Source organism: Nocardia arthritidis (genome assembly GCF_011801145.1).
Taxonomy (GTDB): domain Bacteria; phylum Actinomycetota; class Actinomycetes; order Mycobacteriales; family Mycobacteriaceae; genus Nocardia; species Nocardia arthritidis_A.
In genome coordinates, this window is record NZ_CP046172.1 from 2,792,194 (window position 1) to 2,804,239 (window position 12,046).

13 protein-coding genes are annotated in these 12,046 nt (G+C 66.5%); 3 read left to right on the top strand and 10 right to left on the bottom strand.

Annotation, left to right across the window (positions count from 1 at the left end):
* The first annotated feature begins 29 nt into the window (after nucleotides 1-29).
* Together F5544_RS12365 and sigJ are read left to right on the top strand one after the other, a co-directional pair.
* Nucleotides 30-1,109: an NAD(P)/FAD-dependent oxidoreductase gene (locus tag F5544_RS12365; RefSeq protein WP_167473326.1), complete on the top strand. Its 1,080-nt coding sequence runs from the start codon at nucleotides 30-32 to the stop codon at nucleotides 1,107-1,109.
* 26 nt (nucleotides 1,110-1,135) lie between these two features.
* Nucleotides 1,136-2,056, top strand: a complete 921-nt coding sequence (sigJ, locus tag F5544_RS12370) for an RNA polymerase sigma factor SigJ (RefSeq protein WP_167473327.1) — start codon at nucleotides 1,136-1,138, stop codon at nucleotides 2,054-2,056.
* Here sigJ and F5544_RS12375 read toward each other — a convergent pair.
* From F5544_RS12375 to F5544_RS12385, 3 genes are all read right to left on the bottom strand, one after another.
* Complete coding sequence (locus tag F5544_RS12375) at nucleotides 1,998-2,306, bottom strand: hypothetical protein (protein ID WP_238847209.1); 309 nt, start codon at nucleotides 2,304-2,306, stop codon at nucleotides 1,998-2,000. The two genes, sigJ and F5544_RS12375, sit on opposite strands and share 59 nt — an antisense overlap.
* Nucleotides 2,307-2,346: 40 nt before the next feature.
* The gene (locus F5544_RS12380) at nucleotides 2,347-2,766 is read right to left on the bottom strand and encodes a GNAT family N-acetyltransferase (protein ID WP_167473328.1); all 420 of its coding nucleotides are present in this window, start codon (nucleotides 2,764-2,766) and stop codon (nucleotides 2,347-2,349) included.
* Nucleotides 2,767-2,845: 79 nt separating this feature from the next.
* A complete protein-coding gene (locus F5544_RS12385) occupies nucleotides 2,846-3,124 on the bottom strand; it encodes a CopG family transcriptional regulator (protein WP_167473329.1) in 279 nt (92 codons plus the stop codon).
* An 80-nt stretch (nucleotides 3,125-3,204) separates the two neighbouring features.
* Here F5544_RS12385 and F5544_RS12390 point away from each other — a divergent pair, with 80 nt between their 5' ends.
* Complete coding sequence (locus F5544_RS12390) at nucleotides 3,205-3,984, top strand: enoyl-CoA hydratase-related protein (protein WP_167473330.1); 780 nt, start codon at nucleotides 3,205-3,207, stop codon at nucleotides 3,982-3,984.
* On the opposite strand, the gene F5544_RS12395 is transcribed toward F5544_RS12390, so the two are convergent.
* The 7 genes from F5544_RS12395 to F5544_RS46285 all read right to left on the bottom strand — a co-directional run bounded on the left by F5544_RS12395 (nucleotide 3,981) and on the right by F5544_RS46285 (nucleotide 11,797).
* Nucleotides 3,981-5,639, bottom strand: coding sequence for an alpha/beta fold hydrolase (locus tag F5544_RS12395; protein WP_167473331.1), 1,659 nt, complete (start codon nucleotides 5,637-5,639; stop codon nucleotides 3,981-3,983). The genes F5544_RS12390 and F5544_RS12395 overlap by 4 nt on opposite strands.
* 62 nt (nucleotides 5,640-5,701) lie before the next feature.
* On the bottom strand, nucleotides 5,702-7,129 hold the full coding sequence (locus F5544_RS12400) for a pyridoxal phosphate-dependent decarboxylase family protein (protein ID WP_167473332.1): 1,428 nt from the start codon (nucleotides 7,127-7,129) through the stop codon (nucleotides 5,702-5,704).
* Nucleotides 7,130-7,233: 104 nt separating this feature from the next.
* Complete coding sequence (locus F5544_RS12405) at nucleotides 7,234-7,635, bottom strand: hypothetical protein (RefSeq protein ID WP_167473333.1); 402 nt, start codon at nucleotides 7,633-7,635, stop codon at nucleotides 7,234-7,236.
* Complete coding sequence (locus F5544_RS12410) at nucleotides 7,635-8,879, bottom strand: hypothetical protein (protein ID WP_167473334.1); 1,245 nt, start codon at nucleotides 8,877-8,879, stop codon at nucleotides 7,635-7,637. Before F5544_RS12410 ends, F5544_RS12405 begins: the two co-directional genes overlap by 1 nt.
* Nucleotides 8,880-8,898: 19 nt before the next feature.
* Nucleotides 8,899-9,663 carry an ESX secretion-associated protein EspG gene (locus tag F5544_RS12415; protein ID WP_167473335.1) on the bottom strand — a complete coding sequence of 255 codons (765 nt, stop codon included), beginning with the start codon at nucleotides 9,661-9,663 and terminating at the stop codon, nucleotides 8,899-8,901.
* Nucleotides 9,660-10,976, bottom strand: coding sequence for a hypothetical protein (locus tag F5544_RS12420; RefSeq protein WP_167473336.1), 1,317 nt, complete (start codon nucleotides 10,974-10,976; stop codon nucleotides 9,660-9,662). Before F5544_RS12420 ends, F5544_RS12415 begins: the two co-directional genes overlap by 4 nt.
* Nucleotides 10,973-11,797 carry a hypothetical protein gene (locus tag F5544_RS46285; RefSeq protein ID WP_238847210.1) on the bottom strand — a complete coding sequence of 275 codons (825 nt, stop codon included), beginning with the start codon at nucleotides 11,795-11,797 and terminating at the stop codon, nucleotides 10,973-10,975. Before F5544_RS46285 ends, F5544_RS12420 begins: the two co-directional genes overlap by 4 nt.
* Nucleotides 11,798-12,046 lie beyond the last annotated feature (249 nt).

Sequence of the window (12,046 nt, forward strand, 5' to 3'; positions counted from 1 at the left end):
GATCCGAATTTCAGACCAGGAGGTTTCTCGTGACGCACCGCATCGTCGTGCTCGGGGCCGGATACGCCGGACTCAACGCCGCGGCCCGCGCCGCCCGCCTGCTGCGCGGCCGCGACGTCCGGTTGACGCTGATCAACCGGACCGACCGTTTCGTGGAGCGGATTAGGCTGCATCAGCTCGCGGCCGGACAGGAGCTGCCGGACCGCCCGCTGCGGCGGCTGCTCGCCGGTACCGCGGTCGAACTCACGGTGGCGACCGTAACCGGCATCGATCTCGAAAACCGCGTCGTGCGAACGGATTCCGCGCCGGTCGGCTACGAGACGCTGATCTACGCACTGGGCAGCGACGCCGATCTGGACGCGGTCCCCGGTGTGCGCGAGCACGCGTACTCGGTGGCCGAGCGAACGCAGGCGCTCCGGTTGCGCGAAAGATTGTGTGGGCTCGACGGTTCGGTCGTGGTGGTGGGTGGCGGGCTCACCGGTATCGAGGCCGCGACCGAGATCGCGCAGGCGTATCCGCGGCTGCGGGTCGAACTGGTTTCGAGTGCTTCGGTGGGCGGATGGCTCTCCGAACGTGCGCAGCGTCACCTTCGAAAGTCCTTCGCGGATAAGGGAATATCGGTAATCGAAGGAGTATGCGTCGCGAAGGCCGGGCCGGACGGGTTAGTGGCCGAGGACGGGCGGACCATCCCGGGCGACCTGATCGTGTGGGCCGCCGGATTCCAGGTGCCCGAGCTGGCCCGCGCGGCCGGACTGACCACCGATGCGCGCGGCCGGTTGCTCGTGGACGACCGCCTGCGGTCGATTTCACATCCGGAGGTATACGGCGTCGGCGACGCGGCCGGTGACGGGGTGCGCATGTCGTGCCAGACCGGCATGCAGATGGGCCCGTACGTCGCACAGGACATCGCCAGGGCGCTTCGCGGACGTAAGTCGAAACCGGTTGTGCTGCGCTATTTTTGGCAGAACATCAGCCTGGGCCGTGGGGACGGCGTCACCCAGTTCACCCGGTTCGACGACAGCCCGACCGGCCTCGTGCTCACCGGTCGCACCTCCGCGTGGTTCAAAGAGTTGGTCTCCCGCGGCGCGATGTGGGCGGTCCGGCGCTGACCGCGCGCGAGTGGCAGGCTGCGGGAATGGAGACGTTGGCGATCTTCCAGGAGCAGCGCGGCAGGCTGTTCGGGCTGGCTTACCGCCTGCTCGGTGACGCCGCCGAGGCCGAGGACGTCGTGCAGGACGCCTATCTCAAATGGGAAGCGCGTGCCACCGCCGACGTTCCGGTGCGCACCGCGTCCGCCTGGCTCGCCAAGGCGGTGACGAACCTGTGCCTGAACCGGCTCACCGCCGCCCGCGCCACCCGCGAACAGTATGTCGGCCCGTGGCTGCCGACCCCGGTCCGCACCGCCGACCTCGGCCCGCTGGAAACCGTGGAGCAGCGCGAAACCGTAACGCTGGCAATGCTTTTGCTACTCGAACGGCTCACGCCGCCGGAGCGTGCGGTATTCGTGCTGCGCGCCGCGTTCGAATACCGGTATCGCGAGATCGCCGACCTGCTCGACCGCGAAGAGGCCGACGTGCGTCAGCTCTATCACCGCGCGAGCACCCATATCGCCCAGCACCGCAGGCGTTTTCCGGTCGATCCGGATCGGCACGCGGAGATCGTCGGCCGGTTCTTCGCTGCGGCCGGGCGCGGCGCGGTCGGCGAACTGGCCGCGGCGCTCGCCGACGAGGTCACCGCATGGGCCGACGGCGGCGGTCGAATCTCGGTGGCCCGTCGTCCGATTCACGGCCGCGCCGCCGTCGCCCGCTACTTCGCCGCGTTCGGGCTGAATCCGCGCGCCGCGGGCATCGAACTCGTGCCCGCCTCCGTCAACGGGGTTCCCGCGATGCTGGCGCCACAGGACGGGGTGGTGCGTGCCGCGCTGGTCGTCGAACTGGACGGCGAGCTGATCACCGGCATCTATTCGATCGTGAACCCGGACAAGCTCACTCACGTGTTCAACCGCGGGGCAGATCCGGCCACGGAGGACGGCGCAGCACCGCGACGGCAGCGATAATCGCTGGCAGCAGCCCGCCGACAATCGCGATCAAACCGAGGCGGTGACTGTCGGCCGCGGGCACCCACCTGGTCTTGCCCTCCCGGATGACGAATATCCCGGCGGGCCGTGCCACGGGACGGAACAGTCCACCGGGCCGGGCGACGGTGATGATCGTGGTGCCGTCGTCGGTCTCGTACGGTTCGCCATAGACCAGCGAGGTGTCGATCGCCTTGTCCGACAATCGGATTCGCCGCAACCCAGCCGTCACTCTTCGCCCTCGTCTCGTCGCCGGATCAGCCGATGATGCCCTAGCTTAACGGCTTCACCCACCGCGACCATTCGGATTGCGGTGCATACCCGTTCGCCTTCCACGCACTGTGCGCCAGCGTGTTGTCGTCGAGAACCATTGCGTCGGCCCGTATTCCGCCCATCTCGCGAAACCGCTGTTCGGCGGCCTGCACCAGCAGCCGTCCGATTCCGGCGCGGCGGCGATGCGGCGCGACGGCCAACCGGTAGATGTGGCACCGCCATCCGTCCCAGCCCGCGATCACGGTGCCGACGATGCCGGAATCGTCACAGGCCAGCACCAGCGCCGCCGGATCGCGCCGGAGCAGTGCGCCCAGCGCGGCCGCGCTGTCGGCGGGCCGGTGCGCGTCCTCGGCCGCGGTCCGCCAGAAGCCGAGTACGGCAGGGATATCGGCTTCGGTGGCCGATCGCAATGTGGTCACCGCACGAGCCTACGGGTGCCCGTTCACATCGACGGCAGGCAGAACATCGGTTGCCGGCGCCATGGCGAATCTACGCATGTCAATCCTCATTTCGCACCACCCGCAGCAGCGGCGGCGGTGCCGGGAGGCCGAAGTAGCGGGCCATCGCCTCGGTGATCGCGGCGTGATCGGACTCGTCGGCGGGACGGGGCGGGATCTCGACCTGACACGAAGCGGATGTGGCGGGCTGTTCGGCGAGGGGAGCGAGCGCCTGGCGCAGGGCATCGTTCACGATGCGGGTCTTGGATCGGCCTGCTTTGTTGGCGGTGCTTTCGATGAGCTGCGCGACGTCGTAATCGAGCTTCACGGTCAATCGCATCTGCCAATGATGCGGCGGGTGTCCTGGCATGGCCAGCGATTCGGCGACTGGTAACTTAATTCACAAACTACCGTGTAGTCATGACGGCCTTGGAATATCGGCATCTGCTCGTCGACCGGGACGGCGACACCATCCGGATCACCATGAACCGGCCCGAGCGGCGCAACGCGCTGTCGGCGGAACACCTCGGCGAACTGCTCGCGGCATTCCGGGCGGCGGGGGAGACCGACGCGACGGGCATCGTGCTCGGCGCGGTGGGCCCGGTGTTCTCGGCCGGGCACGATTTCGCGGATGTGGCGGCCCGGGATCTGCTCGGCGTGCGCGAGTTGCTCACGGTGTGCACCGATCTGATGAGCACCATGCGATCGGTGCCGCAGGTGGTGCTCGCCCGGGTGCACGGTCTGGCGACGGCGGCGGGCTGCCAGCTGGTGGCGTCGTGCGATCTGGCGGTGGCGGCGGAGTCGGCGGGCTTCGCACTGCCCGGCGGCAAAGGCGGCTGGTTCTGTCACACGCCCGCGGTTCCGGTGGCCCGCTCGATCGGGCGAAAACGGTTGCTGGAGTTGGCATTGACCGGTGACGTCATCGACGCCGCGACGGCCGCGGACTGGGGTCTGATCAACCGCGCGGTGCCCGACGCCGACCTCGACGCGGCGGTCGCCGAACTGCTCGCCCGCGCGACGCGGGGCAGCCGGGCCAGTAAGGCGCTCGGCAAGCGCACCATCTACGCCCAGCTCGACCGCCCCGAAAACGACGCTTACACAATCGCTTTGGAAGTGATGGCCGCCGCATCACAACTGCCCGGCGCCCGCGAGGGCATGGCCGCGTTTCTGGAGAAACGCAAACCGGCCTGGCCCGACTAGTCCGGCCCGCAGACGGTGTCGGTGTCCGGAAGCCTTCCGCGCAGCAGGTATTCGGCCGCCGCGGCGGTGGCGCAGCCGCTGGTGGCCGGAATCGATCCCGGTAACCCGTTCGGCATGAGCTGCGGCAGCGCCAGATGCCGTTGCTTACCGGCGACGGTGACGAGCCGAGCGCCCGGTATGGCTGTGCGGACCGCGCGTGCGCCGGAAATCGGTGTGACCGGATCCTTTTCGTTGACGATGAGCAGTGCGGAGGCGATCCGGTCGAGGCGGGCCGGATTCGGGTCGGCGTGCGGTGCGGGCCAGAAGGCGCAGGCCGCGGTGAAGCCCATACCGAGATAGGTCAGTGGTGCCTGCTCCGCGAGTTGCCTTGCCGCGCCGACGATCTCGTTCAGGTCGTGGCTCCAGCCGGTGTCGTTGCAGTTGCGCGCCGTCCACCAGCCGATCCTGGAACCCAGTTGCAGGATATTGCCGCCGAAATTGTCCAACATCGGCGAGATGCGAAAGGCCAAGGCGGCGTTGAGCTGGGTGGTGATCGATGGCTGTCGCACCGCGGCGAGCAGGTTCAGCAGCTTGCCCTCCAGCGCCTCGTACGGCCCGTTGTCGACGCCGAAAAGCACCATGTTGAGGTCGTTTCCGCTGAAGGACTTGTCGAACGGCAGCGGGATCGGGTGGGCGGTGAGGTCGGCGCGCAGCCGGGTCAACGCGGCGAGCACCGCTTCGGGACTGTTGCCGAAACTCGTGCCGCGTGCGGCGAGCCACGGGGCGAAATCGCGCTCGACTGTTCGCTGTTGGCGCGTCACCCGCTCGCGGTGACCCGCGGCCTGGGTGACCGCCGGATCATCGATGGAATCGAGTACGAGGCGGTCGATACGATCCGGGAAGGTGCGGGCCAATTCCAGCCCGAGGTCGGTGCCTTGGGAGACACCGAGGTAGCTCCAGGTCGGTGCGTCGAGCAGCGACCGGACCAGGTCCAGATCGCGAACCGTCTGCCAATAGTCGACCGCGCCGAGCATATTTCCGGAACGCTGCTCGCAGGACCGGATCCAGTTCTTGGCCTGGGAAAGCTGGTGCCGCACCGATTCCGGCCCGAAGTCGAGAATATCGGCGCCGTCGTTGCGACCTCCGGCGAGCAGTTGCGGATCGCCGGAGCTGTTGGCATCGCAGTCCAGCGCGGTGCCGGAAAGCGGTGTGCCGCGCGGATCGAATCCGATGAGGTCGTACGCGTCACGCAGTTGCGGGAACGCGGTGGCCCACGCGATCGGATTCAGCAGCGTGCCGGCGCCCGGGCCGCCCGGGCTGGTCAGCAGCGGACGGGTGGCGCCGTGGCCGGGCAGCCGCGAGATCTGGAAGGTCACGGTCGGCCCGTCGGGGCTCGCCCAGTCCAACGGTGTTCGCACGGTCGCGCAATCCAGTCCGTCGAACAGGGCGGCGCGGGCACCCGCAAGCGCATTGCCGGTCAGCGCGTCCCGCAAACCTGTTGTGCCGCAGGGTTTCCATTCCAAACCCTGCTTCGCGATGGCGTCGGGAACGGTCGGCGGATCGATGGGGTGCGTCGTGTGCCGCGCCGGTGTCGGCTCGAATTCCCGGTTGTAGTCGCTGGTCTCCGCGGCGGCCTTGCCGGCCGAAAGACACAGCGCCACAACAGATAGCAGCACAACATGACGTTGTCGCACCAAAAACTCCCCTCATTCGGTGCGGCAACGCTAACAGGCGAGCGTCAGTTCAGCTCGGGGCCGAGTTCGCGGATCACCTCGATCAGCAGGTCGGCCTCGGCTTCGGTGATCCGCCAGTTGACGAAAGTCGGTCGCAGCACGGTCATTCCGCGATATTTCGTGGTGCCGACGTAGACGCGGCCGTCGGCGAGTACGGCTCGGCCGAGGCGGGCGTTGAGGTCGTTCAGCTCGGGCTCCGGGACGCCGGGCGGGCGATAGCGGAAGCAGGTCACCGACAGCTGCACCGGGGCGATCAGCTCGAAATCCGGTGCGGCATCGACTATTCGGCCGAGCCGCTGGGCCACGTCGAGATGACGTTCCACCATCTCCCGGTAGCCGTCCCGCCCGTAGGCGTGCAGCGTCGCCCAGATCGGGAATGCCCGTGCCCGCCTGGATGATTCGGGACCGAGCATATTGAAGTTCGGGAACTCCTCGTCGAATTCCGGCAAGTAGGCCGCACCCCAGGCGCCGAATGCCTCGGTCAGTGTGGATTTGTTCTTCACGAACGCAAAACCGCTCTCGTAGGGCACATTCAGCCATTTGTGCCCGTCGGCGGTGATCGAGTCGGCGCGCTCGACGCCGCGCGTCAGGTGCGCCGTACGCGGCGACGCCGCGGCGAACAGCCCGAACGCGCCGTCCACGTGCAGCCAACAGTGGTAACGGGCCGCCAGATCGGCCATTTCGGCGATGGGGTCGCTATCGCCGGTATTCACCTCGCCGAGGTTGCCGACGAGTACGGCGGGCATGCCACCGAGCCTGCGCAGCCCCTCCTCCATGGCGGCGAGGTCGAGCCGCCCGGCATCGTCGCGGACGAACGTGCGCACCATATCGCGCCCGCAACCGAGTATCTGCAACGCCTTTCGGACACTGGGGTGCACATAGCCGCTGCTGAACACGGGCATCGCCGGCAGGCCCGACATACCCTGCGACGTGACGTCGGAGCCCAGCCGCTCGGCCCACCAGCGCCGGGCCGCGGCCAAGCCGGTGAGGTTCGCGAAGGTGGCGCTCGGGGTCAGCACACCACCGAAATCGCTTGGCAGGCCAAATAATTCCTTCAGCCAGTCGAGGACGATCGCCTCCATCCTGGCCGCCAGCGGCGAGCCGATCCACAGTCCCGAATTCTGGTCGAGCAGCGAGGCCAACCAGTCCGCCGCCATCGCCGCGGGCGTCGCACCGCCCACCACGAGGTGGTAGAAGTGCGGTCCCGACGCGTGCGTCGCCGCCTCCGGCGCGACGGCGAGCAGTCGCTCGATGGTCGCCACCGTGCCCGAACCCTGTTCCGGCAGCGGCCCGTCGAGCTGGTCGATGAGCACATCGTTGGCCGAATCATGCACCTTCCGTCCCGACAGGCTCGCCAGATACGGCCCGGCCGCCCCGTGCACCAACTCCAACGCCTGCGCCGCGTCCTCTTGCTCCTTCAGCGGATCACTCATCCCCCCACCGAACCGCCAACCGGTTCGCTTGTAAATAGCCTGCGGCCCAATATATTCCGGGTCTTGCCGGATACCGTTGCTGAAACTTCGCCGCTGGCCACCGGCTATTCGAGCCAGCTATCGGGCGGGCCTTCGTCCTCGTCGTCGACGAGAGCGGGTTCGGTGGGTGCGGGGCGGCGAAAAGTGGCGAAGCTGAAGGGGATTCCGTTCGCGGCGAAGCGTTCGATCTCGACCGGTTGTGGTCGGTGACCCGCCACCACGTCGGCCCAGATGTATTCGCCGCGGCCGATTGCCGCGGCGCACTCCCTGAGTTGTGGCGACGCGTGCGGGTCGGCGGCGAGTATGGTCAGGAACTCCTCGTCGACGCCGTGGAAAGGGCGCTCCGCTTCCTCGGCGTCGGCCCGCAGCCGGGCACCCGCCGTTTCCAGATCGGCCATCGAACTCTCGAAGCGCAGCACCGCCGCTTTCGCGCCGGGCGGCAGGTCGCCGTAGTCGAAATCCATCATCACTCCCAGGCCGCGCCGCCGGTCGGCGCGGCGTATTTGTCCGGTGGCGCTTGGGTTATCGCGCTGACATCCGACGCGCGGGTGATATCGGCGCTGATATCCACCTTGTTCTTGTCGCCGTCGGCGGAGTCCGAGTCGAACGTGCCGTACTTCTTGCCCAGGTCGCCGATCGCGCCCACCGGGTTCTGCAATACCGCCAGTATCGCCTTGGCGTCCTCGAGCAGCTTCTTCATCTTGTTGTAGATGTCCTCGGCATGCTGGTAGAGCTTCCACATCCGGTAGGCGACATCGGCGATCTTCGCGACGGGGATGGCGTCCTCGATGACATTCTTCAGCTTGTCCCACCAGTGCTTGCCGACGAACATATTCACCAATTCGTCGTTGATGTGGTCGAGCAGTTCCTTACCAACCTTCTGGATCTGCTGCGAGGTCTTCTTCAGCACCACCTCGGCGATCCGGCCGAGCGGGCCCTCCCATTCCATGGCTCGCGCCAGCCGCTGCCCGTGATCCTGGTACGCGGCGGCGGCCTTGCCCTGCCAGCCGTGGTCGAGCTGGCCATCGGCCTTCTTCAGCGTCCCGGCGAGCGCTTCCGACGCCGTCCCCGCTTTGCGGAAACACTCACCGGCACGCTCCAATTCGTCCCAGTTCCCGATGATCGGCGCGAGCAGTTTCTCGACCGGATCCCAGCCCTTACCGTCACCGCCGAGTATGTGCTTATCGATCCAGCCGGTGGCCTGGCGGACCACCTTGTCGAATTTGAGGATATTGCCCTGGGTCTGGTCGATCAGATCCCGGAAGTCCGCCTTCTTGTCATCCGGCACCTTGACATCCGGTTTGTCGCCGGACGGGAACGGTGTGGCGTTCGCCAGCGGGTCGACGTTGTAATTGGTGCGCCCATCCCGGCTATCGATATGGGCGTGCTGGTCGGCAATGCTGTCGGCGGTCGATCTGTCCTGACTGGTGTAGCGCCATGCCGCCCGCTTCAACTGGTACCCGATATCGTCGAGATCGTCACCGCGGCTGGTGAGCCGGGCGGCCATCTGTTTGGAGAATTCGGAAACCGCCTCGTCGAAATGCACGGTCGCGATCAGGCCTTTGAACGAGTAGGCGCCGCCGCTGGATTTGTAGTCGAAACCCTGTGGTGCGCGGGCGAGATCGATCACGCCGTGCATGGTCTGCGCCAGATCGGTCGCGAGATTTCCCGCGCCGAACAGGTCCTCGGGTTTCGCCTGGAAGTCCGTCATCCTCATGCTCCCGGTAGGTTTACCATTCGTAGTCTTCGTCACCGCGCAGCCGTCGTGCCGCATCATCGATCCACGTAGTGAATTCGCCGATGAGTTCCTTTGGCACGGTTGGCCTTACGTGGATCAGGTCGCCGTCGCGGCGTTCGGTGTAGCGACCGTCGCCGGTGATGTCGTGCCAGCGGATGGTCTGCGACGGGTCGGCGCGGTGCAGGATCGAGCCGGTGTGCAGGAGGGCGATGCCCTCGCCGTGCGCGGGTCTGCGCAGCAGCCGCTCGAAGCGTTCGCGGGGCGAGCTTCGGGTGTAGTCGTCGCGGTAGTCGCCGTCGCCCGCGGTGATATCGGCGGCGTAGAAGCTGGCCGCAGGCTGACTGCCGGGGTCGGCGGGTAAGAGCGCGTTGACGATTCGTGTGGGCAGGTGCTCGGGTCGGCACAGCCGGGCGCGGATACCTTCCGGCTGTCGGTCGACGATCGACTGGCATAGCACCGCGCCGTGGAAAAGGTTGCGGGCGCCTAAGATTCGGTACTCCCAGATGGTTCCGCGCAGCTCCGTTGTGCTGCCGAGTATTTCGATGCGGATATCGGAGGTGCTCAACGTGTGGACCAGCAGCTCGACCTCCTCGGCCGCGTCGGCGGAGTATCGGCTGCGCACCTGTTCGCGGTGCGCCTGGTAGTCCTCAAGATAGGGGAATCGGCTGAGATAGTGCAGCGGGCTCGGGAATCTGTCGTTCGCCTCGCTATACCAGAGCGCGGCGAAATCGTCTGGTTCCCAGGTCCATTCGGTCATCCGCGCGGCTCTTCCCGCTCATCCGGGCGTGGCTGGGCGCCGGGTGGTGGTTGGGCGGCGCGGAATTTGGCGCCGAGCACCCCACCGGGCACCCAGCGCGGTTGTTCGCCGAGTAGTTCCTCGGTGTTCGCCGCATTTTTGAGGTAGTCGGGTGTTTTGTGCTCCGAATCATCGTCGCCCTTACCGCGTGCCGCTGCGGGCGAGATCATGCCGGGGAATCCGCTTGCCGCCGTGGGACGTCCAGCGGTGGCCGCCGCCGGGGTCGCGCCGGGTGCGCCTGGCGTGCCAGGAAGGGCGCGGCCCGGTGCCGGGGGTTGGGTGCCTGGTCGATCGGGTGTGCCCGGTGCGGAAGTGCCTGGGCTGTAGGGAGTTCCGGTGTGAGTGCTCGCGGGGGTTGTCGATGTCGGGCTGTCCGAGGTCGGGTTGGTCGAGGTGGGGTGTGCCGTGTGTGGGATGTACGGCTGGTCCGTTCTGGGGGACAGTGTGCTGGTCGGCGAGGTTGGCGTGTGGTCCGCCGGGGGCTGTTGATGGCCTTCCGGCACAGTGGGTTTGCCGGGCACAGTGGGTTTGCCGCTCGGTCCGCTGTGTTTCGGGTCGGCGCCGGGGTGCGGGTTCTGGTCTCCCGGTTGGGTGCCGGGCTGAGGTTGGTTCGGATTCGACGGTTCGGGGCCGCTCGGTTGCTGAATCGGTTCGTATTGATCGATGACGCTGGTGGGGTGCGGCAGCATCGGTAGTGAGGAATCCGCTTCGGCAAACGATTTCACATAGACGTCGTGCATGGTCTGTCGCGCGGCCTGCTCGTCGTATATGTACTGGATTTCGCCGGAGAGGCCTGCGGGCTTCGAATTGTATTGGTCCACATCGAATTTGGTGTTGCTCGCGGCGTCGGCCGTCATGGTGATCAGCTCGGCGACCTTGGTGAAATGCGGAGTGAGCTTATCGGCGTCCGCGATGTAGTTCAGGATCGCCTGTTTCGCGGCGTTCGCGGCGAGACCGTCCCAGGCTTCGCCGATCGAGTCCAGCAGACGGTGTTGCAGGGTCCGCAGTCCCTCGGTCCAGGTGCTCGCGGCCCAGGTGTAGTTGTCGGTCGCGTTGTGCGCGTTGAAGGGGGCGACGTCCTGGAAAGCATCTTGAATCTGGCTCAGCTGGAAGTAGTTCGGGTTCTCGGTGTGCGGCGGGATCTCTGCGGGCTCGGCGTGCTCTTCGGTGGCGGCGCTGGTGGCCGTGCCGGGTCCGGCCGCCTTGGCGACGGTTCCGGTCGGGGTTGGGTTCGTGTCGGTAGTTTCGGCCGGGTCGGGAGTCGGGGAGGTCATTTGGCCTCTCCGAGGTTCTGCTCGAATCTCCAGAACTGATCCGACGGTTGAGGTTTACTCTGTGACCGCTGTTCGAGTTCGGCGAGTTTGACCCGGAACTGATCCGCGAGGCCCTGATCCTGCGCCAGGTAGCGGTCGCGGACCACGGCGAAGATCTGGCGTAGCTGTTCGACTATCAGCGCATGCTCCTGCAGTACGTCGAAGAAGTTGTTGCCCGCGTTGCCCTCCGATATCTCGCGGAAGCGTCTGGCCATGGTGGACGCGGAGGTGAGGGCGGAACCGGAATCGTCACCGAATCCGAAGGACGACATCAGCGACACCGCCCGCAGCTGATCTTGAATCGCTTGAATCACATTCTCGTGGAACTGGATACACGCGTACTCGATCTCGGCGAATTTATCCGGATCCATTTTCAGCGATAGCCTGCCCTCCTGGGCGTCGGTGATCAGGCCGGCTATCGGAACCCGCGTTGGTTGGTCTGCCATATGCGTCGTCGCTCGTTCGAACTCGAAGGTGGTAAGCGCCGCGAGCACCCGCCACCTGGTTTGTGATCGGAGATCCTGGGGTATCAGAAGAGAACTGGTCGGAATTCGCTGCGGCGCAGCGAACTTCATAGAACCCGCCCGTGTCGTTCCGCGAGAAGAAGCGCCCGAGCGCACACCGTTCTGCCCACTCTGCTGAGCATCGATGACCCCTTCAACATCGGAACCGCACGAGATCAGGGGTGCACGAACTCCCCCCGCTATCGATACGGATGCTACCGCCGTGCCCGCCCGGATGTTGCGGAATGGACGCTCGCCGTCGTCCGCGGTGAAACCCACACGGGCTCATCAGGATTCAGTCAGATTTGTCAGCGGGTATATGTGCACACTGCACAACCGTGACGCGACACATAGGGCCGCCGACCCTACCTTCATCGCCAAGGGCTGGCGAACGGATCCGGCGCCGGACCACCGGACGCAGCGGGCGGCCACGGCAGTCGGACCATCGAAACCTGGTCCCTGGATTTGGTACCGTGTGGAAGGCTCGGTGAAAATCAGGAGCGGCTGTAGCCCATTGCATCGTCGTAA

Bases quoted from the DNA above. Each gene is read 5' to 3' on its own strand.
- sigJ (WP_167473327.1), top strand. From the start codon at position 1,136: ATGGAGACGTTGGCGATCTTCCAGGAGCAGCGCGGCAGGCTGTTCGGG.
- F5544_RS12385 (WP_167473329.1), bottom strand. From the start codon at position 3,124: ATGCGATTGACCGTGAAGCTCGATTACGACGTCGCGCAGCTCATCGAA.
- F5544_RS12390 (WP_167473330.1), top strand. From the start codon at position 3,205: ATGACGGCCTTGGAATATCGGCATCTGCTCGTCGACCGGGACGGCGAC.
- F5544_RS12400 (WP_167473332.1), bottom strand. From the start codon at position 7,129: ATGAGTGATCCGCTGAAGGAGCAAGAGGACGCGGCGCAGGCGTTGGAG.
- F5544_RS12405 (WP_167473333.1), bottom strand. From the start codon at position 7,635: ATGATGGATTTCGACTACGGCGACCTGCCGCCCGGCGCGAAAGCGGCG.
- F5544_RS12410 (WP_167473334.1), bottom strand. From the start codon at position 8,879: ATGACGGACTTCCAGGCGAAACCCGAGGACCTGTTCGGCGCGGGAAAT.
- F5544_RS12415 (WP_167473335.1), bottom strand. From the start codon at position 9,663: ATGACCGAATGGACCTGGGAACCAGACGATTTCGCCGCGCTCTGGTAT.
- F5544_RS12420 (WP_167473336.1), bottom strand. From the start codon at position 10,976: ATGACCTCCCCGACTCCCGACCCGGCCGAAACTACCGACACGAACCCA.